Source organism: Nocardioides sp. CER19, assembly GCF_029846275.1.
Classification (GTDB): Bacteria; Actinomycetota; Actinomycetes; order Propionibacteriales; family Nocardioidaceae; genus Nocardioides.
This window is the reverse complement of record NZ_JARVWS010000004.1, coordinates 606096-632468: the sequence shown is the minus strand read 5'-3', so window position 1 is coordinate 632468 and position 26373 is coordinate 606096. Positions and strand designations below refer to the sequence as shown.

General features: G+C 73.5%; 23 protein-coding genes. 14 read left to right on the top strand and 9 right to left on the bottom strand.

Annotated elements, in window-relative coordinates; translation table 11 throughout:
- Positions 1–153: 153 nt before the first annotated feature.
- Entirely contained in the window at positions 154–1101 is a 948-nt protein-coding gene (locus QDS12_RS22505; RefSeq protein ID WP_279883387.1) for a type IV toxin-antitoxin system AbiEi family antitoxin domain-containing protein, read from the bottom strand.
- A gap of 275 nt (positions 1102–1376) precedes the next feature.
- Positions 1377–1562: a 50S ribosomal protein L28 gene (gene rpmB / locus QDS12_RS22500; RefSeq protein ID WP_279883384.1), complete on the bottom strand. Its 186-nt coding sequence runs from the start codon at positions 1560–1562 to the stop codon at positions 1377–1379.
- Between the two features lie 197 nt (positions 1563–1759).
- On the opposite strand from rpmB, the gene QDS12_RS22495 reads away from it, so the two are divergent.
- Genes QDS12_RS22495 through coaD form a run of 4 tightly spaced genes read left to right on the top strand, consistent with a single transcriptional unit; the run spans position 1760 to position 6679 of the window.
- Positions 1760–3373: a DAK2 domain-containing protein gene (locus QDS12_RS22495; RefSeq protein ID WP_279883382.1), complete on the top strand. Its 1614-nt coding sequence runs from the start codon at positions 1760–1762 to the stop codon at positions 3371–3373.
- An 18-nt stretch (positions 3374–3391) separates the two neighbouring features.
- Positions 3392–5626 carry an ATP-dependent DNA helicase RecG gene (locus QDS12_RS22490; RefSeq protein WP_279883378.1) on the top strand — a complete coding sequence of 745 codons (2235 nt, stop codon included), beginning with the start codon at positions 3392–3394 and terminating at the stop codon, positions 5624–5626.
- Entirely contained in the window at positions 5623–6192 is a 570-nt protein-coding gene (rsmD, locus tag QDS12_RS22485; RefSeq protein ID WP_279883375.1) for a 16S rRNA (guanine(966)-N(2))-methyltransferase RsmD, read from the top strand. The genes QDS12_RS22490 and rsmD overlap by 4 nt, the downstream gene beginning before the upstream one ends.
- Positions 6193–6202: 10 nt before the next feature.
- The gene (coaD, locus tag QDS12_RS22480; RefSeq protein WP_279883372.1) at positions 6203–6679 is read left to right on the top strand and encodes a pantetheine-phosphate adenylyltransferase; all 477 of its coding nucleotides are present in this window, start codon (positions 6203–6205) and stop codon (positions 6677–6679) included.
- 3 nt (positions 6680–6682) lie between these two features.
- Here the strand turns inward: coaD and QDS12_RS22475 are convergent, their stop codons facing one another.
- Together QDS12_RS22475 and QDS12_RS22470 are read right to left on the bottom strand one after the other, a co-directional pair.
- Positions 6683–7444, bottom strand: a complete 762-nt coding sequence (locus QDS12_RS22475; RefSeq protein WP_279883370.1) for a class I SAM-dependent methyltransferase — start codon at positions 7442–7444, stop codon at positions 6683–6685.
- A 41-nt stretch (positions 7445–7485) separates the two neighbouring features.
- Positions 7486–8607 carry a glycosyltransferase gene (locus QDS12_RS22470; RefSeq protein ID WP_279883367.1) on the bottom strand — a complete coding sequence of 374 codons (1122 nt, stop codon included), beginning with the start codon at positions 8605–8607 and terminating at the stop codon, positions 7486–7488.
- A 60-nt stretch (positions 8608–8667) separates the two neighbouring features.
- Between QDS12_RS22470 and QDS12_RS22465 the strand changes: the two genes are divergently transcribed.
- Positions 8668–9654, top strand: coding sequence for a lysylphosphatidylglycerol synthase domain-containing protein (locus QDS12_RS22465; RefSeq protein ID WP_279883364.1), 987 nt, complete (start codon positions 8668–8670; stop codon positions 9652–9654).
- Here the strand turns inward: QDS12_RS22465 and QDS12_RS22460 are convergent.
- The 3 genes from QDS12_RS22460 to QDS12_RS22450 are packed head-to-tail and all read right to left on the bottom strand — an operon-like array spanning position 9600 to position 16229.
- Complete coding sequence (locus tag QDS12_RS22460) at positions 9600–10616, bottom strand: glycosyltransferase family 2 protein (RefSeq protein ID WP_279883361.1); 1017 nt, start codon at positions 10614–10616, stop codon at positions 9600–9602. The two genes, QDS12_RS22465 and QDS12_RS22460, sit on opposite strands and share 55 nt — an antisense overlap.
- Before the next feature lie 39 nt (positions 10617–10655).
- Positions 10656–13415 carry a YfhO family protein gene (locus tag QDS12_RS22455; RefSeq protein ID WP_279883359.1) on the bottom strand — a complete coding sequence of 920 codons (2760 nt, stop codon included), beginning with the start codon at positions 13413–13415 and terminating at the stop codon, positions 10656–10658.
- Positions 13416–13427: 12 nt separating this feature from the next.
- Positions 13428–16229: a YfhO family protein gene (locus tag QDS12_RS22450; RefSeq protein ID WP_279883356.1), complete on the bottom strand. Its 2802-nt coding sequence runs from the start codon at positions 16227–16229 to the stop codon at positions 13428–13430.
- A 196-nt stretch (positions 16230–16425) separates the two neighbouring features.
- Here QDS12_RS22450 and QDS12_RS22445 point away from each other — a divergent pair, with 196 nt between their 5' ends.
- The 4 genes from QDS12_RS22445 (at position 16426) to QDS12_RS22430 (ending at position 18981) form a co-directional block, all read left to right on the top strand.
- The gene (locus tag QDS12_RS22445; RefSeq protein ID WP_279883353.1) at positions 16426–16983 is read left to right on the top strand and encodes a YceD family protein; all 558 of its coding nucleotides are present in this window, start codon (positions 16426–16428) and stop codon (positions 16981–16983) included.
- A 105-nt stretch (positions 16984–17088) separates the two neighbouring features.
- On the top strand, positions 17089–17274 hold the full coding sequence (gene rpmF / locus QDS12_RS22440; protein WP_081790257.1) for a 50S ribosomal protein L32: 186 nt from the start codon (positions 17089–17091) through the stop codon (positions 17272–17274).
- Positions 17275–17350: 76 nt separating this feature from the next.
- Positions 17351–18013: a ribonuclease III gene (rnc, locus tag QDS12_RS22435; protein WP_279883346.1), complete on the top strand. Its 663-nt coding sequence runs from the start codon at positions 17351–17353 to the stop codon at positions 18011–18013.
- A 2-nt stretch (positions 18014–18015) separates the two neighbouring features.
- Complete coding sequence (locus QDS12_RS22430; RefSeq protein ID WP_279883342.1) at positions 18016–18981, top strand: Fpg/Nei family DNA glycosylase; 966 nt, start codon at positions 18016–18018, stop codon at positions 18979–18981.
- Between the two features lie 8 nt (positions 18982–18989).
- On the opposite strand, the gene QDS12_RS22425 is transcribed toward QDS12_RS22430, so the two are convergent.
- Positions 18990–20111, bottom strand: coding sequence for a DegT/DnrJ/EryC1/StrS family aminotransferase (locus QDS12_RS22425; RefSeq protein ID WP_279883339.1), 1122 nt, complete (start codon positions 20109–20111; stop codon positions 18990–18992).
- Positions 20108–20587: an FdtA/QdtA family cupin domain-containing protein gene (locus QDS12_RS22420; protein WP_279883337.1), complete on the bottom strand. Its 480-nt coding sequence runs from the start codon at positions 20585–20587 to the stop codon at positions 20108–20110. Before QDS12_RS22420 ends, QDS12_RS22425 begins: the two co-directional genes overlap by 4 nt.
- 41 nt (positions 20588–20628) lie before the next feature.
- On the opposite strand from QDS12_RS22420, the gene QDS12_RS22415 reads away from it, so the two are divergent.
- The 5 genes from QDS12_RS22415 to QDS12_RS22395 are packed head-to-tail and all read left to right on the top strand — an operon-like array spanning position 20629 to position 26362.
- Positions 20629–21651 carry a GNAT family N-acetyltransferase gene (locus QDS12_RS22415; RefSeq protein WP_279883334.1) on the top strand — a complete coding sequence of 341 codons (1023 nt, stop codon included), beginning with the start codon at positions 20629–20631 and terminating at the stop codon, positions 21649–21651.
- Positions 21648–22373 (top strand): class I SAM-dependent methyltransferase, encoded by a 726-nt coding sequence (locus QDS12_RS22410; RefSeq protein WP_279883331.1) that lies wholly within the window; start codon positions 21648–21650, stop codon positions 22371–22373. Before QDS12_RS22415 ends, QDS12_RS22410 begins: the two co-directional genes overlap by 4 nt.
- On the top strand, positions 22366–23739 hold the full coding sequence (locus QDS12_RS22405; RefSeq protein ID WP_279883328.1) for an NAD(P)/FAD-dependent oxidoreductase: 1374 nt from the start codon (positions 22366–22368) through the stop codon (positions 23737–23739). Before QDS12_RS22410 ends, QDS12_RS22405 begins: the two co-directional genes overlap by 8 nt.
- Positions 23736–24509: a class I SAM-dependent methyltransferase gene (locus QDS12_RS22400; protein WP_279883325.1), complete on the top strand. Its 774-nt coding sequence runs from the start codon at positions 23736–23738 to the stop codon at positions 24507–24509. Before QDS12_RS22405 ends, QDS12_RS22400 begins: the two co-directional genes overlap by 4 nt.
- Positions 24506–26362: a glycosyltransferase gene (locus QDS12_RS22395; protein WP_279883322.1), complete on the top strand. Its 1857-nt coding sequence runs from the start codon at positions 24506–24508 to the stop codon at positions 26360–26362. The genes QDS12_RS22400 and QDS12_RS22395 overlap by 4 nt, the downstream gene beginning before the upstream one ends.
- Positions 26363–26373: the final 11 nt, after the last annotated feature.

Genomic DNA, 26373 nt, shown 5'->3' with positions numbered 1-26373 from the left:
GTTCATCGAGGTATGCAGGGAAATGCGCACTTCCCGGGCGGAGTTCCGCACGGGAAGTGACCACTCGGCTGCATACCTCGATGAACATGCAGGCGACCGCGCGGCCGGCACCATCGGCCACCATCAGCAGGGTGGCCGTCAGCCCGGGCACCCTCAGCCAGCGAGTCCGAGGACGCGCTCGAGCCGGGCGCGGGTGACGGCCGGGATGTCGAAGTCGGCCCAGATCAGCCGCACCATCGTCGCTCCGGTCAGCTCGCGCAGCTCGTCCTCGCGGCGCTTCTCCTCGAAGACGGCGTCTCCCGGCGCCTGACCCGGCTTGAGGAGACGCCCGTACTTGACCTGCCCGTCGAACTCGCCCAGCACGCGCTGGTCGCGCCACCACCAGTCGGAGATGCCGGCGACGGTGCCGTCGGCGCGGCGTACCTCGTGCTGAGCCTCGGGCCGGGGGAGACCGGCGCGGTGGAAGAGCCAGTTCCCCCTGGACTCGCCGATCGACCCCGCGCAGGCGTTCGCGATCTCGAGGGGGACCGCGAGGTGCCGCGCGAACGGCCAGTGCCGCATCAGGTCGTACGTCGCCCCGAGCGTCGCCCGGTCGAACAGGGCCGCGCGCAGGCCGGCCTCCATGAGGCAGAGCGCCTTCTCGTTGCTCGTGCGCGAGCCGGCTTCGAGGACGCACCGTTCGGCTCGTAGTACCTGCTGACCGTCGACCTCGGTGACGTCGTTGTCGACCCAGAACCCCTCGTGGTGGATGACGTCGCCCTCGACGCGACCGGCGCCGCCGTCGAGCCGGGTGACGTGCACGCGCGCCAGGTCGAGTCCCCAGACGTCGATGCCGTGACGGACCACGCCCGAGGCGTGGCTGAGCGCGACGACGTCCCCGAGGGAGCGGAGCACCGCGCTCGAGCGGACGCGGTGGCGAGCGACGTCGTCGAGCCGCGTCCACGTGTCGTCGAACACGTAGGCGCCACGCCGGATCCTGCGCCACACCTTCGCCCGGACCATGTGGGTGATCTCGCGGTCCACGTAGCCGGCGCCCTTGGCGTCCCGCCGTGTGAAGAAGCCGTCCCGGTCCGCGATGACGCGCAGGGGGTCGATGTCCATGCCCGGACCATCCCCGTCGGCGGGCGTCGTCGGGAGCTGGCCTCGTCGGGACTGTGGATGGTCCGTGCGCCGGGTGGGGCTGTGGGCTGTGACCGGCCCGTCGGCTGGTTCATCGAGGTATGCAGGGAAATGCGCACTTCCCGCGCGGAGTTCCGCACGGGTAGTGACCACTCGGCTGCATACCTCGATGAACAGCCGAGGGGAGCCGCCCACCCCAACACAAGAGCCGCCGCCCGAAACCGGGCAGCGGCTCTGGTGACAGTTTCGTCAGCGGGTCAGCGAGTGACCTTGCCGGCCTTGATGCAGCCGGTGCAGACGTTGAGGCGCTTCGGGGTGCCGTTGATGACGGCACGCACGCGCTGGATGTTGGGGTCGAAGCGACGCTTCGTGATCTTGCGGGACCACGGCCGGTTGTTGCCGAAGCCCGGCTTCTTGGCGCAGATGTCGCAGACGGCAGCCACCGTGAACTCCTGAAGTGATTTCGTTACTAGGTCAGTCGTCGCCGGCGAGCAGCGCCAGGCAACCGAAAAAGAGTATCCCAGGCCCTCCGGTCCGATGAAATCCACACCGTCCCGACCGCGGCGGGCGGTGCCCGGATTCCGGGTTCTGCCCACTAGCCTGTGACGACATCAGGCTACCCGGACGGCGAGGAGGACGCATGTCGGCAGCGCGACCGCTCGACCTCGCCGTCCTCTCCCGCTTCGCCGACATGGCGACCGACGCCCTCGGTGCGGCACGCGAGGAGATCGACGCGCTCAACGTCTACCCGGTGGCCGACGGCGACACGGGCACCAACATGTTCCTCACGCTCTCGGCCGCCTGCGACGCGCTGCACGAGGCCGAGGACCAGGACCGCTCGGCCGCGCTCGAGGCGTTCGCCCGCGGCGCGCTGCTGGGGGCGCGCGGCAACTCGGGCGTGATCCTGGCCGAGATGCTCGGTGCCGTCGCCCGGCGCGTGGGCCGCCAGGTGGTCGAGCCGACGGCAGTGGTCGTGGCCGAGGCCCTGCAGCAGGCCGCCGAGGCGTCGTACGCCGCCGTCGGCATCCCCGTCGAGGGCACCATCCTCACCGTGTGCCGCGCGGCGAGCGACGCGGCGATGGAGCGGGCGAAGGTCACCGGCGCCAGGACCGGCGAGGTGCTGTGCGCGGCCGCCGCCGCCGCCCGCGACGCCCTGGCGCGTACGCCCGAGCAGCTGGCGGTCCTCCGGGACGCCGGCGTCGTCGACGCCGGTGGCCGCGGGCTGTCGGCGATCCTCGACGCCGCCGAGACCGCCCTGACCGGCCGCCGGCCCACGCCCGTCGCGCCGCGGGTCGGGCCGCAGCACACGATCCCCTCGCCCCAGCCGGGGGCGCCGGCCTGCCCGGACGGACCGGCCTTCGAGGTGATGTACCTCCTCGACGCGACGCCCGACGCCGTCGCCGTCCTCCGCGAGCGGCTGGCCGACCTGGGCGAGTCGCTCGTGGTCACCGGCTCGGACCAGCTGTGGAACGTCCACGTGCACGTCGACGACGCCGGCGCCGCCCTCGAGGCCGGCATCGCGGCCGGCCGGCCGCATCGCGTGCGCGTGAACCACCTGGAGGCCGCGGCCCGTACCCCCGCACGCACCGGCCGTCGCGTCGTCGCCGTGGCCGCCGGCGCCGGCCTGCGCGCGCTCTTCGAGGAGGCCGGCGCCGTCGTGGTGGACGGCGGACCGGGCCGGCGCCCGTCCGCAGGTGCGCTGCTGGAGGCGATCCGCGACACCAACGCCGCCGAGGTCGTCGTCCTGCCCAACGACTCCGACAGCCTCCGCGCGGCCGCCGTCGCGGCCCGGACGGCCGAGGCCGACGACGGCATCCGGGTCGCGGTGGTCCCGAGCTATGCGCAGGTCCAGGGCCTGGCCGCCATGGCGGTCCACGAGCCCGGCCGGACGTTCGACGGCGACGTCCTCGAGATGACCGCGACCGCGCGGCACGTCCGCCACGGCGCCGTCACCATCGCCGCGAAGCGGGCGATGACGATGGCCGGACCGTGTGAGATCGGGGACCCGCTCGGCGTCGTGGACGGCGACTTCGTGGTCGTCGGGGACGACCTCGCCGCCGTCGCGACCGACGTGCTCGGCCGCCTCCTCGGCGCGGGCGGCGAGATGGTGACCGTCGTGTCGGGAGCCGGCCCCGACGACCCCGAGCTGGCCCGCGTCTGCGCCGCCTGGGTCGAGGCGCACCACCCGACTGTCGATGTGATGGTGTACGACGGTGGCCAGGACCGATACCCGCTCCTGATGTCCGTCGAGTAGCCCCGGAGGAAGACCGTCGTGATCACCCTCGACTCCCCGGTCGCCGCCGTGCTCGGCGCCAACAAGAAGGCCGAGAAGTTCACCAAGGGGCTCGGCCTGCAGACCGTCGGCGACCTGCTGCGCCACTTCCCGCGCCGCTACCTCAACACCGCCGACCTGACCAAGGTCGACCAGCTCCAGGAGGGCGACTACCTCACCGTGGTGGGGGAGATCGTGCGCAGCGAGGTGAAGGACTACACCGACCGCCGGACCGGCCGGCGCGCCTCCCGCCTCGAGACCGTGCTCGGCACTGACGGCCCCCGGCTGCAGATGACGTTCTTCGCCAAGAACCCCCGCGTCACCCACTGGCAGGCGAAACGGCTCGCAGCCGGCACCCGCGGCGTCTTCATGGGGAAGGTCGGCAGCTTCCGCGGCACCTGGCAGCTGACCAACCCGCAGCTGGTGCTGTTCGGCGACGCGGACGAGGAGGACTCCGAGGCCGCCGAGGCGATGATGACGGTCGAGGAGCTCACCGCGCTCTTCCCGATCTACCCCCTGACCGCCGGCCTGGAGTCGTGGGAGGTCATGCGGGCCACGCGGTTCGCGCGCACGGTCGTCGACGAGGTGCCCGAGGTCGTGCCGGAGAGCATCCGGTCGTCCTACGACGTCGTCGGCGCGCGCCAGGCGTTCGACTGGATCCACGCCCCGGAGGACTGGGCGCAGGTCAAGGCGGCGCAGCGTCGCTTCCGCTTCGAGGAGGCGCTGGTCCTCCAGACGGTGCTCGCGCGGCGCCGCCAGTTCGCCCGCGCGATCGGCGCCGCGCCTCGCACCGGTGGCGGCGACCTGCTGGCCCGGTTCGACGAGCGGCTGCCGTTCACCCTGACCGACGGCCAGCGCGACGTCGGGGCGGAGATCGAGCGCGACCTCGCTCAGCCGCACCCGATGAACCGGCTCCTGCAGGGCGAGGTCGGCTCCGGGAAGACGCTCGTCGCGCTGCGCGCGATGCTCCGCGTCGTCGACTCCGGCGGCCAGACGGCCCTGCTCGCGCCGACCGAGGTCCTCGCGCAGCAGCACTTCCGCTCCATCACCGCCATGCTCGGCGACCTCGCCGGTGGCGGGCTGTTCGGCGAGGGCACCGGCGTCGAGCTGCTGACCGGCTCGATGACGAAGTCGCAGCGCACCGGCCCGCTCAGCCGGCTGGTGACAGGGGAGTCGGGCATCGTCGTCGGCACGCACGCGCTCCTGCAGGACCAGGTGCAGTTCTTCGACCTGGGGCTGGTCGTCGTCGACGAGCAGCACCGTTTCGGCGTGGAGCAGCGGGCGGCGCTCACGGACAAGGCCGGGACGCCGCCGCACGTGCTCGTGATGACCGCGACGCCGATCCCGCGCACGGTGGCGATGACGGTCTTCGGCGACCTGGAGGTCTCCACCCTCACCGAGCTGCCCGCCGGGCGGGCACCGATCCAGACCTCGCTCGTCCCGCTCGCCGAGCACCCGCAGTGGCAGTCGCGGATCTGGGAGCGGGTCCGTGAGGAGGTCGCCAAGGGTCACCAGGCCTACGTGGTCGCGCCGCGGATCAGCGGCGACGAGGCGGAGCAGGGCGAGAGCGACGCGGTCGACCGCGACGAGGACGGCAACCCGCTCGGCCCGGTCGCCGCAGGGTCGCTCAGCGCGGTCGTCGAGGTGGCCGAGCAGCTGTGCAGCGGCCCGCTCGCGGGGCTGCGGGTCGGTGTCCTCCACGGCAAGCTGCCGCCCGACGAGAAGGACCGCACCATGCGGGCGTTCGCGGCCGGCGAGCTCGACGTACTCGTCTCCACGACCGTCATCGAGGTCGGCGTCGACGTCGCCAACGCCACCGCCATGGTCATCCTCGACGCCGACCGCTTCGGCGTCTCCCAGCTCCACCAGCTGCGCGGCCGGGTCGGCCGTGGCGGCCTGCCGGGGCTCTGCCTGCTGGTCACGCACGCCGAGCTGGGCTCGCCCGCACGCCTGCGGCTCGACGCCGTCGCCGGGAGCAACGACGGCTTCGCGCTCAGCCAGGTCGACCTCGAGCTGCGCCGCGAGGGCGACATCCTCGGCGCGTCCCAGTCCGGCCGCTTCTCCAGCCTGCAGACGCTGCGCGTGCTGCGCGACGAGCAGACGATCGTCGAGGCGCGTGCGGCCGCCGCGACCTTGCTCGATGCCGACGCCGACCTGGCCGGCGCTCCGGAGCTGGCCCGCGTGGTCGCCGAGATCGAGCGCACCGAGGGCGCCCAGTTCCTGGAGCGCTCGTGACGCGCATCATCGGCGGCACGGCCGGCGGGCGCCGGCTCGCGACGCCCAAGGGTGACCAGACCCGGCCGACGAGCGACCGGGTCCGCGAGGCGCTCTTCTCGGCCCTCGACTCCTGGGCGGGCTCACTGCACGGGCTCCGTTTCCTCGACCTCTACGCCGGCTCCGGCGCGATCGGCCTCGAGGCCTGGTCCCGCGGTGCCGCCGCGGTGACGCTCGTGGAGTCCGACCGGCGCACCGCCGCCCTCGTCGCCTCCAACGCCCGCTCGCTGGGCTTCCCGGAAGCCGACGTGGTCGCGGCGTCGGTCCCGACGGTGCTCGCCGGAGCGCCACGGTCGCCCTACGACGTGGTCTTCAGCGATCCGCCGTACCCCCTCGACGAGGAGGCGCTCGCCCGCGACCTCGCCCTGCTCGCGAGCAACGGCTGGCTGGCGCCCGACGCGCTGGTCGTCGTCGAGCGCGCGTCTCGCAGCCCGGAGCCGACGTGGCCCGCGGGCCTGAGGCTGTGGCGCGAGAAGAAGTACGGCGAGACCCGCCTCTGGTACGCCGAGGCGGCACCCGACCGCTAGCGTGTCCGTCATGCGTCGCGCGGTCTGCCCCGGCTCCTTCGACCCGGTGACCAACGGTCATCTCGACATCATCGGCCGGGCGGCCGGTCTGTTCGACGAGATCGTCGTCGCGACGGGCGTCAACGTCTCGAAGCGCCGACTGTTCGACCCCGAGGAGCGCCTCGCGATGCTCGAGGAGGCCGTGCGGCCGTGGGACAACGTGCGCGTCTCGGGCTTCACGGGTCTGATCGTCGACTTCTGCCGTGAGATCGGCGCGATCGCGATCGTGAAGGGTCTGCGCGGGGCGACCGACTACGAGTACGAGCTGCCGATGGCGCAGATGAACGTCCACCTGACCGGCATCGAGACGATGTTCCTGCCGGGCGCGACCGGCACCGCGTTCGTCTCCTCGAGCCTCATCAAGGAGGTCGCCGCGTTCGGCGGCGACATCTCGGCGTTCGTGCCGGAGTTCGTCGCCGAGCGGCTCGAGGAGAAGCTGGCGCGGTAGGCGTCAGTCGGGCCGCCGCGCGACGGCGACCAGACCGGTGCCCGCCGTCGGGCGGAGCCGCTGGAGCAGCCGGAACGGCGCGGTCGACGCGGCGACGAAGGTGCCCTGCCGTGACGTCGTCGGCTGGAACGTGCGCCCGCTCGCCTGCGTCAGCTCGGCCATCGACGCATCGCCGACCCGCTGCAGCTTCTTGGCGTCGATGCGGTTGCGGACCGCCTCGAGGGCGTAGCCGAGCGGCCAGCCGTAGACCGTGACGTCGACGTCGGTGAGACCGGCGTCGGTCAGCCGCGAGCGCAGCTCGTCGGGGCTGTAGCGCCGGAAGTGCCCGGCGTGGACGTCCATCGGGCCGAACCTGTCCTGGAAGGCCGGGACCGACAGGACGAGGTGGCCACCGGGGCGGACGAACCGGACCCACTCGGCGAGCGTGGCCGCGTCGTCCTCGATGTGCTCGAGCACCTCGAAGGCGCAGACCATGTCGAAGGTGGAGCCCTCGGGGACGACCGAGTGGATCCCGTGCAGCACCCGGCCACCGCGCGGGACGATCCGCGAGGAGGCGACGTCGAACGAGGTGTCGTCCGGCTCCACGCCGAGGTAGTCGGCACGCTCGGCGAGGCGGGCGCCGAACGCGCCCTGGCCGCAGCCGATCTCGAGCGCGGTGCGAGGGCGCAGCCGGTCGATCACACCCTTCACCACGTCGTAGCGGAGCCAGGCGCGGATCGCCAGCGGGGGCAGCGGCTCGGTCGTCTTCGGGCGGGTCTCGGTCACAGATCGCTCCTCTGGGTCGGCGATCAGGCTAACCGGTGCACTCAACGCGGGGCGCGGAGGGCCGCGAGCGCGTCGAGCATCGGCCGGACGACCGCGCCGGCGGTGAAGCGCTCGCGCGCCAGGCCGTACGCCGACCGGCGCAGTCGGGCGACGGAGTCCGGGTCGTCGGCGAGCCGCCGCAGGGCATCGGCCAGGGCGCGCGCGTCGCCCGGGGGGACGAGCACGGCCGTGTCGCCGAGCGCCGCGCGCTGCGGGGGAGTGTCCGACGTGACGACGACCGTCGCGGCAGCCGCTCCCTGGTAGGCCTTCGTCGGCACGACCTCGAGCGCCTTCGCCGTGGTCCCGACGATCCCGAGGCTGACGTCGTGGCCGGCGACGAGGTCGGGCAGCTCGTCGCCGCCGACCCAGTCGACCCACCGCACCCGCGGGTTGGCGGCGGCGAGCCGCTCGGCCCGCGGCCGGTCCTGCCCGCTGCCCACCATCGTGAACTCGATCCGGGCGTCGTCGGCGAGCGCCGCGATCGCCTCGGCGATGACCGGCGTCCCGTGCAACGGCGTGTAGAGCCCGACGAAGACGACCCGGAGGCCGTCTCGCGGTGCCCGGTCCACCGTCACGGCACCGGCCGCGAACCATCGGTCAGTCGCGCCGACCGGGCACACGGCCGTCTTGACGCGGGCCGCGTCCGGCAGGGATCCGAGTCGGTCGGCGGTGTCCAGCACGACGACGTCGGCCGCGCGCAGGGCCGCCGCGTCGATCGCCCGCATCAGCCGCGTCTTCGGGCCGCCGCTGGAGAGGCCGCGGTCCGCGACCGTCCCGGCCGCGGAGACGAGGTGGTCCAGCACGATCGGCGTACCTCGGAAGAGCAGGCGGGCCAGGTGCACGTCGAAGTGGCCGAGGTAGCCGACCAGGACCGCGTCGGGCCGGGACCGGCGCCGCTCGCGGGCCCCCTGCCAGGCCAGTGCGGTCCAGCAGCGCAGCAGGCGCAGGGCCAGGAGCGGCAGCCGCCAGGGCTGGCGGACCATGGCGATCCGCTGGGCCGTGCTGAGGCCCAGGGGCCGGTTCACCTCGACGACGTCGTGGCCGTCGTCACGCAGCCCTTGGACCAGGGCGCCCACCCTCGGGTGGGCGCTGACGTCGTAGGTGCCGAAGGCCAGGATTCGCACGGCGGTCAGGCTAGCGACCGGGTCGTCGGACGCCAGCCGTGCGCCGCGTAGTCTCGCCCCGTGCCTGAGCCAGCCGCCGACGTTCCCGCCGACGCCTCCCGCGACCGCCGGAGCGTCGTCTGGGCGAAGCGGGTCGCGCTCGTCGTGGTGGTGCTGCTGGCGTTCTACGCCGTCTACCGCAACTACGAGGCGCTGCGCGACGACCTCGACCGGCTCTCACCGGCGGTGATCGCGGCGTCCTTCGTGCCGGCCGTGCTCGCCATGCTCGTCTCCCTCCAGGTCTGGCGGGTGCTGATGGCCGAGCTCGGCGCCCCGCTGCCGTTCGGGGCCGCGGCGCGCGTCTTCTACATCAGCCAGCTCGGCAAGTACGTGCCCGGCACCATGTGGTCGGTCATGGCGCAGATGGAGCTCGGCCGGGAGTTCAAGGTCCCCCGTCGTACGTCGGCCGCCGTCGGCGTCCTCGTCCTCGCGGTCGCCGTCGTCGCCGGGACGACGGTCGCCGTCCTGCTCCTCCCGCTCGCGGGGGAGGACATCGCGCGACGCTACTGGTGGCTCGTCCTCGTCCTGCCGCTGCTGTACGTCGGCGTGCACCCGCCGGTTCTCGGCTGGGTGCTCACGCGCCTGCTCAAGCTCATCGGCCGCGAGCCGATCACCACGCTCCCCACCTGGCCGGCCCTGCGCCGCGCGCTGCTGCTCCAGGCGGTGACGTGGCTGCTGTTCGGCCTCCAGGTGTGGCTGCTGGTGACCGGTCTCGGTGCGCCGGTGCTCGCGTCGCTGCCCGCGGCCGTCGGCGGCTACGCGCTCGCCTACAGCCTGGGCATGCTCGCCTTCCTGCTGCCGGCCGGCGCGGGCATCCGTGAGGGGACCCTCGTGCTCGCCCTCGCCGGCGTGGTCACCGGGTCGACGGCGCTGCTCGTCGCGCTGCTGGCGCGCGCGATCGCGACCGTGTGCGACCTGGTGTTCGCGCTGGTCGAGATGGTCCGCTGGCGCGCTCAGCGCAAGCCGGTGTCGACCTTGGGCCAGTCGAACTCCGGCCGCGACGACTGATCGCGGAGGATCTCGGTCCCGGACTTCCCGAAGCGCGCCCGCTTGGTGTGCTCGAGGTTGTCCTCGATGAGGATCCGGTTGGTCCGGATCAGGTCGGCGACGACGCCCAGCATGAGGCTCATGAACGCGATGATGAACATCAGCGCGCCGAGCAGCAGCGACTGCAGGTGACCGCCCTGACGGTCGTCGAGCCACAGCACGCCGTAGCGGGCGAACGGGATCAGCCCGAGGATCCCGAACAGCAGGGTGAGCCACGCGAAGATGACGTAGGGCTTGTACATCATGAACGAGCGGATGATCGCCGCGGCCGACTTCAGGATGTGCTCCGGCATCGACTTGAACAGCCGTGACTCGCGGGTCTTGGCGTTGGTCTCGACCGGGATGCTCTCGATCTTCAGCTGCTTGTTGCCCGCCTGGATGATCGTCTCCATGCAATAGCTGAAGCGCGTGATCGTGTTGAGCATCATCAGGCTCTCGCGCGAGTAGGCGCGGAAGCCGCTGGCCGCGTCCGGGAGGGCGGTCCCGGCGGCCTTGTTGACGACAGCGCTCCCGACCCGCTGCAGCGACTTCTTCAGGGGTGAGAAGTGCTCGACGAGGGCGACCTGCCGGTCGGCGATGACGATGTCGGCCGCGCCGCGGACGATCGGCTGGACCAGGTCGGTGATCCGGTCCTGGGGGTACTGGTTGTCGCCGTCGGTGTTGACGACGATGTCGGCCCCCAGCTCGAGCGCGCGCACGACGCCGTCGTGGAACGAGCGGCCCAGCCCCTGGTTGCGGGCGTGGTGGACGAACTCGGTCACGCCGTGGGCCCGGGCGACCTCGACCGTCCGGTCCGTGCACCCGTCGTCGACGACGAGCACGATGATGTCGTCGATGCCCGGGATCTGGGTCGGGATCGACTCCAGGACCGCGGGAAGGGTCTCTTCCTCGTTCAAGCAGGGGATCTGGACGACAAGACGCACGGAGTCCTCGTTCTGGTGGGGGCGGAGGTTGGGTCGATACTAATCGGCCGGCCCGACCGGGTCGGCGGGGCGGACACGGCGGCGCCTGCCGCCGACGACGAACAGGACCACGGTGACGACGGCGGCCACGCCGCTGATGACGGACCCGACGCGCAGTCCGGGCGCCCGGTAGCGGAGGGCGACACGGTGCGTCCCGTCCGGCACCGGGACGGCGGCCATGCCGTGGTCGCCGGGGACGAGGGCGGCGGGCTCACCGTCGACCGACGCCGTCCAGCCGTTGCGGGCGATGGCGTCGGCGACGACGAGGTAGCCGGCGCCGCGGGCGGTGACGTCGGCGGTGATCCGTCCCGGGTCGTCCTGGACGACGTCGACCCGGGCGGAGCCGCCGCTCGCCGGCGGTGTGCGGTCGCTGTCGAGGAGCACCATCCCCCGCGGTACGCCGGCCGCGAGCTCGCGCAGCCGATCGGCCGGGTCGGCGACGACCCGGCTCGTGCCGGCCCACCTGATGCGGGGAAGCGGGTGCGGCCGCTCGTACACCAGCGCGCCGGGCGCCGCGTCGACGAGCCGCAGGCCGTCGTCCGGGCGGATGACCCCGCAGCGGACCGACCCGTCGCGGGTGCCCCCGAGCTCGACCGGCGTGGCCACGCCGGTGAACCACAGCTCCGCCCGGCCACGGGCAGGGAGGTCGAGGTCGGCGGGCAGCGCGACCCGCATCGGGCCGCGGCCGAGCGCTCGAGGGATCGCCCGCGCCCCGTCGACCACTCCCGACGCGCCGTGCAGCCGCACGTGCACGCGTGCGACCTCGCCGGTGGGGAGCGGGAGACCTGTGGGCAGGGTGACCACGACCCCGCGGAGGCGCCCGGCGGGAACCTCGCAGGAGACGTGGGCGTCGGGGGAGGCGGCGAGCGTGGCCCGCGACCTGGTGCCCGGGAGGTGCACCACCGTGCCGGACACCGCACCCGGGTCGGTGACCCAGTAGCGCACCGCGAGCGCGTCCAGCACCGGCTGGTCGGCGACCCCGGTCACCCGGTGGAAGACGCTGTAGGTGCGCGTCACCATCGCGTGGGGGTCGACGTCCTCGAGGAGCTCGCGCCACGTCGGGCGGGTGAACTCGTGTCCCACCGGGGTGCGCAGCCCGTAGAAGTCGGAGGTCGCCGGGTAGAGGACGGTCGCCGAGGAGGCGTAGCGCTCGTGACCGAGGTGGGTCTGGAGGAACCGGTGCGTCGGCGTCTCCGGGTAGAAGTCGGTGCGCGAGCTGAGCGGCAGCATCGTGTGCGCGAACACGGTGCTCTGCGCGACGACGAGCGCGGCGAGGCCCAGCGCCGCGATCGGTCTCACCGCGGGCGGGGCGCAGATCGCGGCGACCAGCGCGACCACCGCGAGGGCCAGCAGCACGGCCGGCAGGCGGAGCGCGTCGTCGAAGAGGTCGGTGATGCCCTGGTCGACCGCGAGGGCCCGAGCGGTGGACCACGCCGACCAGGCGAGGCCGACGGCCGCCGCGGCGACGACCACGACGTAGAGCTGCCAGCGCCGACCGCGGAGACCCGCGCGCCGTCGAGGCGACGGGTCGTCGGACGGGCTGCCGGCCCTGAGGAGCCGGTCGAGCCCGACCCCCGCGAGCGCGGCGAGGAGGAAGCCGGTGACCGACGTCGCCCGTCCGATCGAGTTGCTCGAGTAGAACGGCAGCTTCTGCAGCAGCCACAGCACGACCCCGCCCTGCCAGACCGCGAGCAGCGCGACGAGGAGGATCCCGGCCAGCGCCCAGCGCGGGGCGCGCCAGCCGCGGGACGGACGGGCCGTGACGGCGTAGAGCGCCAGGACCACCACCGCGGCGCCGGCGAAGACGGTCGCCTCGATGACGCTCTTCGCGCCGAAGCGCTCGCCTCCCGCGCAGGTCCCGAACGTCCCGGGCGCCACCGTCGTCACGAAGTGCACCCACGGCAGGTGCGCGCCGACGAAGTCGCGGCTCCCGAGGGCGACGTCGCCGATGTCACTGACGAACGGCAGCAGCTGGACCGCCGAGAGGGCGCCGCCGAGCACGACCCCCAGCCCCGCCACCAGCGCGCCCCGCGCCGCCGCGCCGGTGCCGTGCGGACGCTGCACCACGACCAGGCGGGCAACGGCGAAGACGCCCGCGGCTGTCAGCGCGAACATCGCGACGGCGGGGAACCCGCCCAGGAGCAGACACCCCACGACGAGCCCCAGCCACGCCACGCTCCGCGGCGACGGCTGGGTCGCGGCCCGGTCGACCGCCCAGAACAGCAGCGGGATGAAGGAGCCGACGACGACGTGCGGCCAGTTGTTCCACATCACCATGAAGCCCGACGCCGCGAAGGCGAGGCCCGCGACGGCGCCGGCGGCACGGCTCACCCCGAACCGGCCGAGGAACGCCACCATGCCCACGACCGCCACGACGGTCCGCAGCAGCGCGGCGAGCGCCGGGGCGTACCACGTCGGCAGGAGGAGGAACGGCCAGACCGTCGGGTTGAGGACGTTGTTCTGCGGCATGGCGGCCAGCGGGGCGCCCCCGGCCTCGAACGGCGTCCAGGTCGCGATCTCCCCGTGCGCGAGCCCGTCCCGGATCTGGGCCATGGCGGGCAGGACGCCGTCGATCGTGTCGGAGCGGCACCAGATCGCATTCGTCGAGACGTGGTCGCTGTTGAACGGCGGGAACTGGGTGAGGAGGCCCACGTCCGCGAGCACGCCCCGTCCGAGCAGCGCCGGCCCGAGCGTGATGGCGACGTACGCCGCCGCGAGGAGACCGACGACGACCTGGGAGACACGTTCTGCTGGTCGCATGCCGGCGCCCGTCTACTGCTCGCGGCGGCGCGCCGCCGCTCGTGCGCGAGATCGGGTCGAGACCAGTGCCGGCACGAGGAGGAGCGCGAGGGTGAGCAGCAGGGCGATGATGCTGATGATCATGCCCGTCCGGAGGCCGGGAGCCGTGTAGCGGAGCTCGACGCGGTGCTCGCCCGCCGGCACGGCCACGGCCCCGAAGGCGTGGTTGGCCTGCAGGATCGGGGTCGCTCGTCCGTCGACGTACGCCGTCCAGCCGGCCCGCACGATGGCGTCACCGACGACGAGGTAGCCGAGCCCGGAGGCCTTGACGTCGGCGCTGATCCGCTCCGGGTCGTCGGCGACCACGTGGACGTCGGCCGGAGCCCCGGTGGCGGCCTGCGCGTCCTCCTGCTCGAGCAGGACCGTGTCGCGGGGAAGCCCGGCCGCCATCCGCTTGAGGCGCTCGAGCCGGTCGGTCACGATCTCGCTCCGGCTCGCCCACCGGATGCGGGGGAGCGCGTTCGGCCTCTCGTACACGTTCGCGCCGGGGGTCGCCTGGACGAGCGTCATGTGCTGGGAGGGCCGGACCGCCTCGCAGCTGATCCCGCCTGCAGCGGTCCCGGCGAGGCTGACCGGGGTGCGCAGACCCGTGAACCAGACGTCGACGCGACGGGGGCTGTCGGTCTCCGGCGGGCTGGACTCGAGCGCGACCCGCTGCGGGCCGGACCGGAGTCGCGTCGCGATCGCCCGGGCACCCTTCGTGGTGCCCTCGGCGTCGCTGACCCGGACGTGCAGGCGGGCGGCGCGGTAGGTGTTGACCGGGTGGTCGGCGGTGAGCTCGACCTGCACGCCGGCGATCGCGCCGCCCGGCACGGTGCAGTGCGCGACGGCCCCGGCGTCGAGGGTGACCTCCGGCCCCGTGGCGTCGGCGCCGTCGCTCGCCACGGAGCGCCCCGGAACGTAGGACGGGTCGGTCACCCAGTAGCGCACCGAGAGCTGGTCGAGGATCGGGTTGCCGCCCGCGTCGGGCAGGCGGTTGAACATGCTGAACGTCGGCGTCGGCATGGCGTCCGGGTCGACGGTCTTGATCAGGTCGGCCCAGCCCGGCTGGGTGAACTGGTGTCCCACGGGCGTGCGGAGCCGGTAGTAGTCCGACGTCGCCACATACATCTCCCTGCCCTGGGCGGCGTAGCGGTAGCCGTCCAGGTTGTCCTGCAGGAAGCGGTGGGTGTCGGTGATGGGGTAGAAGTCGTCCCGCGAGCTCAGAGGCAGCTCCCGGTGGGCGAAGGCGGTGCTCTGCGCGACGAGCAGCACGGCCACGCACGCCGTGACGAGCAGCCGCAGCCGGCCCCGCAGGAGGGCCGCCGCGACGACGCCGACGATCGCGAGGGCCAGTGCCACCAGCGGGAGGTGGACCGCCTGCATCAACGCGCCGAGCGAGTGGGCCTCGCGGGCGGCCGTGCGGGCCTCGGCCCAGGCCCACCAGGCGACGAGGCCCGCGGCGACGACGACCACTGCGCCGACCACTGCGCCGACCACCCGGAGGTGACGGCGCCGTCCGTCCGCCACTGCGTCCTCGGCCGTTCGTTCCTCGTCGGGCGGCGTCGACGGGTGCAGGAGGCGGTCGAGCCCGAAACCGGCGAGGGCGGCCAGCAGGAAGCCGGTCAACGAGGTGGCCCGGCCGATCATGTTGCTCTTGAAGTAGGGCAGATGCTTCAGCACGTCGAAGGCGATGCCTCCGGTCCAGATCGCGGCTCCCGCCACGACCAGGATCGCGGCCAGGATCCAGCGGGGACGTGACGGCGTGTCGGTGCGGGGCCGGGCGACCAACGCGAACACGGCGAGGACGAGCACGGCGGCACCCGCGAACGCGATCATCTCGACCGCGTTCCGCTCGCCGAACATGTGGCCGTCGGTGCACGTGCCGAATGCGCCGGGTGCCAGCGTCGTGAGGAGGGACGAGGCCGGGAGGTGGGAGTTGCTGAAGTCGCGGGTGTCGAGGCCGACGGTCCCGAGCTCCCGGACGAACGGGAGCATCTGCACGGCCGACAGCAGCGCGCCGAGCACCACCCCGGCTCCCGAGGTGAGCGCGCCCAGCACGGCGTGCCGTACGCCGCGGCGACGACCCTCGGCGACCAGTCGCGCGAGCGCGTAGACGGCGGCACCGGTGAGCGCGTAGAGCGTCACGGACGGGAAGCCGCCCAGGAGCATGCAGGCGATCACCAGCCCTAGCCACGCGATGCTGCGCGGCGACGGCTGGGCGACGGATCGCTCCACCGCCCAGAACAGGGCCGGGATGAAGCAGGCGACGGCGACGTGCGGCCAGCCGTGCCACATGATCATGAAGCCCGAGGCGACGAACGCGACGCCGGCGACGAGCGCGGCGCCCCGGGAGACGCCCCAGCGCCCGAGGAAGGCGACCATCCCGACGATGCCCGCGACCATCTGCAGCAGCGTCGAGAACGCCGGTGCCAGCCAGATCGGCAGCAGCAGGTACGGCCAGATCGTCGGGTTCAGGAAGTTGTTCTGCGGCTGCGACGCGAGCGGGGCGCCGCCCGTCTCCCACGGCGCCCACGTCGGGAGGTCGCCGCTGTGGACGCCCGCCCGGATCTGCGCGAGCGCGGGCAGGACGCCGTCGATGGTGTCGCTCCGGCACCAGATGGCCCCCGTGTGCACGCCGCCGGCCCCGAACGGGAGGTAGCGGGTCAGGAGGCCGACGTCGAGCAGGACGCCCCGGCCGAGGAGCGCAGGGCCGAGGATCACGGCCAGGAAACCGACGGCGAGGATCGCGCCCGCGAGAGTCGTCAGTCGGTCGGCGCGCTTGTCCCTGGCCACACATCACCTCTGTTCTCGTCTGCCCGAGCACCCTAGTTGCTGGCTGGGCACGCGAGGGGCGGCCTCGACGGGCGGACATCGGCCCGGCCGGACATCGGCCCGGGCGTCGGGCGGGCATCGGCTTTGTCCTCGCCCGGAGGGCGGCTAGCATCGCCGTGATCTGTATGTGCACTGCTCGACGCCGGAAGTGATCCCCGTGACCAGCCTGGACCCTCGAGCTCCCCTCGTCCTGGACACCCGCGACCTCGGCCGCCGCCCCGGATCGCAGCGAGAGCTCACCCGGAGCGCCCCCGCACCGGCCGACCTCGGTATCGAAGTCCTCAGCGTCCCCGCCGGTACGCCGGTCGAGCTCGACCTGCGCCTCGAGGCCGTCATGGACGGCGTACTCGTCACGGGCGAGGCGCACGCCGCACTCGAGGGCGAGTGCGTGCGATGCCTCGAGCCGATCACCGACGAGGTCGACGTGACCTTCCAGGAGCTCTACCTCTACGACGACACCCGTGACGCGGCCTCGGTCGAGGAGGAGGGCGATGACGACGTCAGCATGCTCGACGGCGACCTGCTCGACCTCGAGCCGGTGCTCCGCGACGCGGTCGTCCTCGCCCTGCCCTTCCAGCCGCTGTGCCAGGACGACTGCCCGGGCCTGTGCCCCGAGTGCGGTGCGCGGCTGGCCGACGACCCCGACCACAGCCACGAGGCGGCGATCGACCCGCGGTGGGCGGGCCTGTCCGGGCTCAAGGACGCTCAGGAATAACACTGGGGCCTGCGGGTCTCGTAGGATTGCCAGGTTGCCTGACCCGCCGCGTCACCGCGGCTGGCGGGCAGACGACTTTTTTGTACGCAGTTAGAGGAGAGAAAAGTGGCTGTCCCGAAGCGGAAGATGTCGCGCAGCAACACGCGCCACCGTCGCTCGGCCTGGAAGGCCGTGGCGCCGACCCTGGTCACCTGCGCCAACCCGGCGTGCGGTGCCAAGCACCTCCCGCACCGCGCGTGCGGCGAGTGCGGCCAGTACGGCGCTCGCGCCGACCGTCGCCAGGTCCTCTGACCCAGTCGACAGGCCTGGTCCACTGACCGCCTACGCGGACTATCCGGAGCTGCGCGAGGCGCTCGGGGATCCCACGTTGGACCCCGAGCTCCTCGAGCGCGCTCTCACCCACCGCTCCTACGCCTACGAGCACGGCGGCCTGCCGACCAACGAGCGGCTGGAGTTCCTGGGTGACTCGGTGCTCGGCGTCATCGTCACCGAGACGCTCTACCTGAAGCACCCGGACCTGTCCGAGGGCCGGCTCGCCAAGCTGCGCGCCGCCGTCGTCAACGCCCGGGCGCTCGCCCAGGTCGGCCGGGCGATCGGGCTCGGCCGCCACATCAAGCTCGGCCGTGGCGAGGAAGCCACCGGTGGCCGCGAGAAGGCCTCGATCGTCTCCGACACCGTCGAGGCCGTCATCGGAGCGGTCCACCTCTCCGGGGGCATCGAGACCTCCGCGACGCTCGTCCACCGGCTCTTCGACCCGCTCATCGACGCCGCCTCGGCGCTCGGCGCCGGGCTGGACTGGAAGACGTCCCTGCAGGAGCTCGCCGCCGAGCGGAGCCTCGGCGTGCCCGAGTACGTCATCGCCGACGAGGGCCCCGACCACATGAAGACCTTCACCGCCCAGGTGAAGGTCGGCGACCGGCTCTACGGCAACGGCGTCGGGCGGTCGAAGAAGGAGGCCGAGCAGGCGGCCGCCGAGACGGCGTACGGCGAGATCGACGCCGCCCTTCCCGCCGCGCCTCCGGCTTCGTAGCCGTGCCGGAGCTCCCCGAGGTCGAGGTCGTCCGCGCCGGCCTCGAGCGCCACGTCGTCGGCGCCACCATCACGCAGGTCGACGTCCTGCACTCGCGCCCCGTGCGCCGGCACCCGACCGGCCCCACCGGCTTCGTGGCCGAGCTGCGCGGCCGCACCATCACCGCCGCGCGGCGCCGCGGCAAGTACCTCTGGCTCCCGCTCGACGACGGCAACGCCATCCTCGGCCACCTCGGCATGAGCGGCCAGCTGCTCGTCCAGCCGCCCGGCTCGCCCGACGAGCGGCACCTGCGCGTCCGCTTCGGCCTGTCCTTCGGCGAGCCTGGTCTCGACACGCCTCCGCCTAGCGGCTCCGGCTACTCGACCAGCGAAGGCCTTCTGGTTGGTCGAGTAGCGAGCGCCAGCGAGCGTATCGAGACCCCGCTCGAGCTGCGGTTCGTGGATCAGCGGATGTTCGGCGGCCTCGCCGTGAGTGCCGGGGGAGCCGAGCTGCCGCCGGAGATCGCCCACATCGCGCGCGACCCGATCGACCCGGAGTTCGACGCCGAGGCCTTCGTACGCCGGGTCCGGCGGTCCTCGAGCGGCATCAAGCGCCTCCTCCTCGACCAGACCGTGATCTCCGGCGTCGGCAACATCTACGCCGACGAGGCGCTCTGGCGCTCGCGGCTCCACGGGGAGCGGCCCGGGAACCGGCTGACCGGCCCGGTCCTGCGCGAGCTGCTCGGCCACGTCGGCGACGTGCTGGGGGAGGCCCTCGGGCAGGGCGGGACGTCGTTCGACGCGCTCTACGTCAACGTCAACGGCGAGTCCGGCTACTTCGACCGCTCGCTCAACGCCTACGGCCGCGAGGACGAGCCGTGCCGGCGCTGCGGTACGCCGATGCGGCGGGCGACGTTCATGAACCGGTCGTCGTACTTCTGCCCGGTGTGCCAGCCGGCGCCGCGACGCCGCATCGCGACCCGTTCCTGACCTCCGCGCTACCCGACCGCCGCGAGGAGCTCGTCGGCCACGAGGTCGACGTCCGCGTCCGACATGGTCGGACCGATCGGCAGGCTCAGCTCGGTGGCGGCCCAGGCCTCGCTGTGCGGCAGCGACGGGACCTGCGTGAGGTCGCCGTACGCCGGGGAGCGGTGCGGCGGGACGGGGTAGTGGATGCCGACGCCGATGCCGCGCTCGGTGAGCCGGGCGGCCACGGCGTCACGATCGGTGAGCCGCACCGGGTAGAGGTGGTGGACCGGCTCGGCCGACGGGTCGACCGCCAGGAGCGCGATCCCGGGCTGATCGGCGAGACGTGCGGCGTAGCGTGCTGAGAGGTGGCGCCGGTGGGCGTTCCAGCCGTCCAGCAGCGGCAGCTTGACCCGGAGGACGGCCGCCTGGACCTCGTCGAGGCGCGAGTTCACGCCACGGACCTCGTGGTCGTACTTGACCCGCGCGCCGTAGTTGGCCAGGACCCTGACCCGGTCCGCGACGTCCGCGCGGCCGGTGACGACCATGCCGCCGTCGCCGAGGGCGCCGAGGTTCTTGCCGGGGTAGAAGCTGAAGGCCGCCACGTCGCCGAGCGAGCCGACGCGGACGCCGTCGAGCCGGGCGCCGTGGGCCTGCGCCGCGTCCTCGACCAGCGCCAGGCCATGGGCGTCAGCGATCCGCCGGAGCGCAGTCATGGGCGCGGGCGCCCCGTAGAGGTGGACGGCGAGGACGGCCGCCGTACGCGGTCCGACGGCCGCCTCCACGGCCGCCGGGTCCAGCTGGGCGGTGCTCGGATCGACGTCGGCGGCGATCGGGGTCGCCCCGACCGCGCTGACCGCCAGCCAGGTGGCCACGAAGGTGTGGCCGGGCACGATGACCTCGTCGCCCGGCTGGACGCCGAGGGCCCGCAAGCCGAGGCTGAGCGCGTCGAGGCCGTTGCCGACGCCGACGCCGTGACGAGCGCCGCAGTAGGCGGCGAACTCGTCCTCGAACGCCTCGCCCTCCGGTCCGCGGACCAGCTGGTTGGCGCGGATCGTCCGGCGCACCGCCGCGACCAGGGACTCCTCGAGCGACTCGTGCAGCCCCGCGAGATCGAGGAACGGGACGCCGGCCCGCTCGGCGGTGGCTGTCACGCGCCGGTCCGCGGCGCGGGGGCGGGCACGGCGTCGGCGACGAACTCGGCGTAGTCGCGGTAGTAGTCGGCCTCGTCGAAGTGCTCGGAGGCGAGCACCATGCAGACCGAGCCCGACGAGAAGTTGTCGATCTCGCGCCAGATCATCGGGGGGACGTAGAGCCCCTGGTAGGACCGGTTGAGGTGGTGGGAACGCTGCTCGAAGCCGTCGTCGAGGTGGATGTCGAAGCTGCCCGACATCGCGATGATGAACTGGTGGAGGTCGCGGTGCGCGTGCCCCCCGCGGTGGGCGCCGCCCGGCACGTCGTAGAGGTAGTAGACGCGGCGGATCTCGAACGGGACGCTCAGCCCGGACTCGATGAACGTGAGGTTGCCCCGCGGGTCGCCGATGACCGGCAGGCCCGCCACGTGGGAGCGCGTGAGCGGTGTCGAGGGGGCGGCGACGGTGGTTGCGCCAGGGTTCTCCAGCGTCCTCATGCTGCCTCCATCGGCAGGCCGCGCCCGCGGATAAGGCTCAGGTGCCGATCACGTACGCCGAAGGGGACGCCGTGACCCTCACCGCGCTCGCGCTCGACACCACCGCCGCTCCGCCGGCCGTGGCCGTGGACTCCGACGCGTGGCGCTCCCTCTTCAACAGGGCGCAGTTCCACCGGCTCAACCGACGACCGGGCCAGCAGATCGTCGGCATCGAGGTCCGGGACGACGACGGCCGCCTCCTGGGCGGCCTGGCCGGGATGCGGACCGGCGACGAGCTCGTCTCGGGGTTCAGTGCACCGTTCGGCGGCCTCGACCTCGTCGACACCCACGCGACCGCCGAGACCGTCCAAGCCGTGGTCGACGGCTCCGTCCGCGAGCTCGAGTCCGCCGGCGTCCGCCGGATCACGGTCAAGCTGCCCCCGGCGAGCAGCTCGGCCAACGAGGGACTGCTCCAGTTCTTCCTCCTCAACGCCGGCTTCCGCGTCGTACGGACCGAGCTCAACCAGGCGATCCGCGTCGAGCGCTGGCGCAGCGTCGGGGACTACGTCGACGAGCTGCGACCGGTCACCCGCAAGGCGCTGCGGCGGCTGGCGGCCGAGGACCTGTGGCTGCGGGAGGCCACCGACGTCGAGGGCGTGCGCCGCGGCTACGACCTGCTGGCGGCCAACCGGGCCGCCAAGGGACGCCGCCTCGCCCTCTCCCAGGACTACGTCGTCTCCGCCTGGCGGGCGCTGGCGCCCGCCGTGCGCATGTTCGAGCTCTGCCACGGCCACATCCCCGTCGCTGCTGCCCTGGTCTACCGCGTCGCCGCCGGGCGTGACCTGGTGGTCGCCTGGGGCGACGGGCCGCACGACCTGCCGCGCTCGCCGATGGTCACGCTGGCCCACGACCTGGTGGAGCGGGCCGTGCAGGAGGGCGTGGCGCTGCTCGACCTGGCCATCTCGAACGAGCCCGACGAAGACGAGGACGGGCGGCTGCGGCCCAACGTCGGGCTGACCCGCTTCAAGCGCAGCGTCCTCGCCACCGTCGAGCCGCGGTTCACCGTCGTCCGGGAGATGTCATGACCAGCCTGCCGTCCACCGAGGGTCGGGACTACAGCGACACCTATGACCCGGACGCCGACTTCGACCGGCACTACACGATCGCCACGGGGCGGCGCATCGCCACCTGGGTCGAGCCGGGCGACACCGTGCTCGAGCTCGGCTGCGGCACCGGCCTGATGAGCGCCGAGATCATGGCCGCCAGCGCCCCGGGGCGCTGGGTCGGGCTCGACCGGTCGGCGGCCTTCCTCGAGCGCGCCCGCGCCCGTGAGCTGCCGGCGGCGACCTTCGTGACCGCCGACCTGGACGACCTCGCCACCGTGGGCGAGTCGTTCGACCACGTGCTGGCGACCAACGTGCTGCACGAGCTGGCCGACCCGCTGGAGTTCCTGCGTCGGGCCGCAGCGCGACTCGGGGACGGCGGCCGCGTGCACGTCTCGCTCCAGAACCCGCTCTCGATCCACCGCGTCTGCGCCGTCGAGCTCGGCCTGATCGACTCGCTGGTCGAGGTGTCCGACCGCGGGCGGCAGTGGGGGACCAGGGGTCTGTGGACCGTGGAGGACCTCACGGGTCTGGCCCGCGATGCCGGCCTGGACGTGATCGCCCGGGAGGGCGTCATGCTCAAGCCGCTGCCGAACCACCTGATGGAGCAGCTTCCCGAGCAGGTCGTCGAGGGCTTCATCGCGGCGGCGCGGCACTACCCGGACGCCTGCGCGATGAACTACCTGGTGCTCGGCCGTGGCTGACCGCGTCGTCGTCGGCTCGTCCGTCGCCGCGCTCGTGGCCGCCGAGCGGCTCGCGGCGCGGGGCAACAGCGTCCGGCTGCTGGTGCCGCCGGGCCCTGTGGGAGGGGGTTTCGCGTCGCTGCGCCAGGACGGTCGGGTGCTCGAGCTCGGCGTCCGCCTCCTCGAGCTGGACTACGAGGGTGTCGGCGCTCCGCCGCCGCTGGTCGACTACGTCCCCGGGGTCATCGGCCACCGGCCCTACGTCCGCCTGATCGCCGACTACGTCGCCGACCTGGTGGGGGACAGGCTCGTCGAGGCCGACCGTCCGCGGATGCTCGTCGACCGGTCGATCGTCGACGACCTCTACTTCACGACCGACGCCACGGCGCTGCGCGACGCGCTCGACACGGGAACACGGGCGGCCATCGCCGCCGAGGCGGCGGCCTGCGCGGCGGAGCACGGTCCGGCCGGCGTGCTCGGCGAGGACCTCACCGACGACATGTCACTGCTCGAGGCCTCGCTGCGCAACCACGGCAAGACGTTCCACCGGCTCTTGATGCAGCCGGTCGCGGACAAGCTCGTCGAGGGTGGCACCGCCGCCGTGCCGGCCTCGCTGCGACGCAAGATCTGGCTGCCGCTGTTCTGGCCCCGAACCCTCGCGGAGGCGGCTGGCGCCGCGGAGGTGGGCTTCCAGCCCCGGCGGCCGTTCCACACGGTCCGAGACGGTGGCGCCGGCGAGGTCGTCACCGCTCTCGTCGCCAGGCTCGAGGCAGTCGGCATCGCCACGGAGCGCGTCGGGCGGCTCGAGACCGCCCGCCCGGCGGCACACGGCCGGACCTTCCTCGCGTTCGACGACGGCGCCGTCGTCGAGACGGACCGTCCGGTGGTCGGGGTGGCCGCGGAGCAGCTCTTCGCGGCCGTCGGCGCCGACTACCGGCCCGAGCGCGCCCGCACCGTCGTCTGCTGGCTGGAGGTCGCGACCGACGAGCTCGTCGAGGTGCCCTCGCTGCTCAACGTCGTCGACGCCGACATACCGGTGCTGCGGGTCTCCACCGGAGGCTCCGCGCCCGCGGGACGCACCGTGCTGACCGTCGAGCTGCGTCACGACACCCCCGAGGACGACATCGCGTCGACCGCGCTCCGCGGGCTCGGCAGCCTCGGGCTCGTCCGCCCGGGTGCGCAGGTGGACGTGCTGCGCGGTGCCGCCGTGCGGTCCTTCGCGCTTCCCACGGCGCGGAACGCCGCCGACTTCGAGGCTGCCGCGGCGGTCCTCGCCCAGCAGGGCCTCGCGTGCGACGTCATCGGCGCCGCCACCGGCTTCGGCGCCGACGCGCTCGGCGAGCAGATCATCCAAGGACTCAGGACAGCGGAGGCGAGTGACGCATGACGACGACCCAGGAGGCGGGCGCCGCCCAGGCGCTGACGCCCGACGACCTCGACCGCTACGCGGAGGAGTACTACCTCAACGGGGAGGTCGCCGACGTCGACATCGAGGAGATGGGCCAGGAGCGCTCGCTCGGCCGCACGCTCGAGGCGCTGCGCGGCGCCCGCCGCGTCCTCGAGATGGGGTTCGGCACCGGTCTGGTCACCGGGGAGCTGCTCTCCCGCGGCGTGGACATCGAGGTCGTCGAGGGCTCGCCCCGGCTCGCCGAGGAGGCCCGCGCGCGGCACGGTGCCCAGGGCCTCGTCGTGCACACCGCGATGTTCGAGGACTTCACGCCCGACGAGCCCTACGACGCGATCCTCGCGCTGCACATCGCCGAGCACGTCAGCGACCCGGTCGCGATGTTCCGTCAGATCCACGGCTGGCTGCGCCCGGGCGGCGCGCTGGTCGTCGTGGTCCCCAACGCCGAGTCGCTGCACCGCCGGCTGGCCGTCCGGATGGGCCTGCAGCCCGCGCTCGACACCCTGAGCGCCCGGGACGGGCTGGTCGGCCACCTCCGCGTCTACGACTTCGAGCGGCTGGGCGCCGACCTGGCCGAGGCGGGCTTCACCGTGACCGAGCGGTTCGGCTACCAGCTCAAGACGGTGCCGAACTCGATGATGCTGGACTGGCCGGCCGAGCTCGTGGCGGCCCTCATCGACATCAGCCCGGAGATCCCGCCGGAGATGCTGGCGAACATCGGCGTGCGTGCCATCGCGGGGGACCCGCGATGAGCGGTCACACGGACCGGGCCCTGGCCGCCAACCGACGCGCGTACGACGCCCTGGTCGGTGTGGCCGAGGAGCGACTCGCCGCCGGCGACGCCGAGGGCGTGCTGCACGTCGCCACGACGGCGGCGCACCTGGCCTGGATGATGCCCGTCGGGCGCCTCGCTGACCCGCGCCTCGAGGGGCTGGTCGCGCGCGCCGTGCGTGGCGACGCCCCGGCGCCGGAGGTCGGCGGCGAACGCGGCACCGGCCGGGTCCTGCACGTGCTGACGGAGGCCTACCACCTCGGCGGCCACTCGCGACTCGCCTGGCGCTGGATCGAGCGCGACGGGCGGCCCGCCGACGTCGCGATCACCGCACCGCTGCGCGCCGAGCTCCCGCCGGCGCTGCCGGCCGCCGTGGCCGCCAGCGGTGGAACCGTCCACGTGGTGGCGCGCCCGGGGGACACCCTCCTCGACCGCGCCCGTGCCCTGGCGGGGCTCATGGCCCGTGCCGACACCGTCGTCCTGCACACCCACCCCTACGACGTCGTGGCGCTCGCCGCCGCACAGCTCGGTCCCGTCCGGCCGCCGATCGTGACCCAGAACCACGTCGACCACGCCTACTGGCTCGGCCTGTCCGTCAGCGACGTGGTGGTCAACCACCGCGCGACGGGCGCTCGACTGTGCGTCGAGAGCCGCGGAGTGCCGCAGGACCGGCTCCGGCTGCTGCCGCTGCCGGTGGAGCCCCCGGCCGGACCGAACGATCGTGGGCCGGTCCGGACCGCCATGCGGCTCGGTCCGGACACGCCGGTCGCGGTGTGCGTGGGCACCACCGCGAAGCTCTCGCCGATGTTCGGCGTCAGCTTCGCCGAGGTCCTCGACAAGGTGCTCGCCGCCGTGCCCGAGCTCGTGGTCCTCGTCGTCGGCCCCGGCGACGCCGAGCCCTGGCCCGCCCTGGCGGCGCGCTACCCGGGCAGGCTGGTGCCGCTGGGTCGCGTCGACGAGCTCGGCCGGCTCTTCGCCGCGGCGGACGTCTACCTCGACTCCTACCCGGTCTCGGGCGGTACGGCGGTGCTCGAGGCGGCGGCGTCCGGTCTGCCGGTGCTGTGCCTGCAGGAGACCGCCCGCTACAGCGAGGTCTGGGCCTCGCAGTCGCCGGGTCTGGAGGACCCCGCGCACCGCGTCCCCGACGTCGCCGCGCTCGTCGAGGAGCTGCGGTCGATGGTCCACCGCCCGAAGGAGCGCCGTCGGCGTGGAATCCGCACGCGCAACGCCGTCCTCCGCGCGCACCGCGGGGACGGTTGGCTCGCCGCCCTCGGCGAGGTGTACGAGGCCGCCCGCTCGGTGGCCCCGGCCTCCGTCGACGAGCTGGGCGAGACGCTGCTCGACCCGGCGTACGTCGCGGAGCTGCTCGAGTTCACGCAGGGTGCGGTCGCCGAGCCGCCGCTGTCACGTGCCCTGGTCGCGCCGCACGGCGTGATGGCCCCGCCGGAGCTCCAGGCGGCCGTGCTGCGCGCCTGGCTGGTGGCCGTCGCCCCGGACGAGGCCGTGCGGCTGCGCCTGCGTGCTCATCCGGAGTGGGCAGAGGACCGGGAGTGGACGCGCCGGATGGTCGAGCTCACGGCCGCCTCGAGCGCGGTCGGGCTGAGCCTGACGGTCCGGCCTGAGGACGCGGAGGACGCGTTGGCCGTGCTGCTCGCGTGCATGGCGGAGGTCGGTGTCGGCCCGGAGACCTGCGGCCACGTGTCCCTGGACTCCGTCGACGACCCGGTGGGTCCGCGCGAGCTCGTGCTGCACCCGGACGGCTGGACGGTGGACCTGGCGACGGCCTTCGCCCAGCTCGCCGGGGACCCGGTGCGGCCGCTCGCCGAGGTTTGACCCTGCAGGTC

Excerpts from the sequence above, each read along its gene's own strand:
- QDS12_RS22505 (WP_279883387.1), bottom strand. The coding sequence starts at position 1,101 with ATGGACATCGACCCCCTGCGCGTCATCGCGGACCGGGACGGCTTCTTC.
- QDS12_RS22495 (WP_279883382.1), top strand. The coding sequence starts at position 1,760 with ATGTCGGCAGCGCGACCGCTCGACCTCGCCGTCCTCTCCCGCTTCGCC.
- coaD (WP_279883372.1), top strand. The coding sequence starts at position 6,203 with ATGCGTCGCGCGGTCTGCCCCGGCTCCTTCGACCCGGTGACCAACGGT.
- QDS12_RS22455 (WP_279883359.1), bottom strand. The coding sequence starts at position 13,415 with ATGCGACCAGCAGAACGTGTCTCCCAGGTCGTCGTCGGTCTCCTCGCG.
- QDS12_RS22420 (WP_279883337.1), bottom strand. The coding sequence starts at position 20,587 with ATGAGGACGCTGGAGAACCCTGGCGCAACCACCGTCGCCGCCCCCTCG.
- QDS12_RS22410 (WP_279883331.1), top strand. The coding sequence starts at position 21,648 with ATGACCAGCCTGCCGTCCACCGAGGGTCGGGACTACAGCGACACCTAT.
- QDS12_RS22400 (WP_279883325.1), top strand. The coding sequence starts at position 23,736 with ATGACGACGACCCAGGAGGCGGGCGCCGCCCAGGCGCTGACGCCCGAC.
- QDS12_RS22395 (WP_279883322.1), top strand. The coding sequence starts at position 24,506 with ATGAGCGGTCACACGGACCGGGCCCTGGCCGCCAACCGACGCGCGTAC.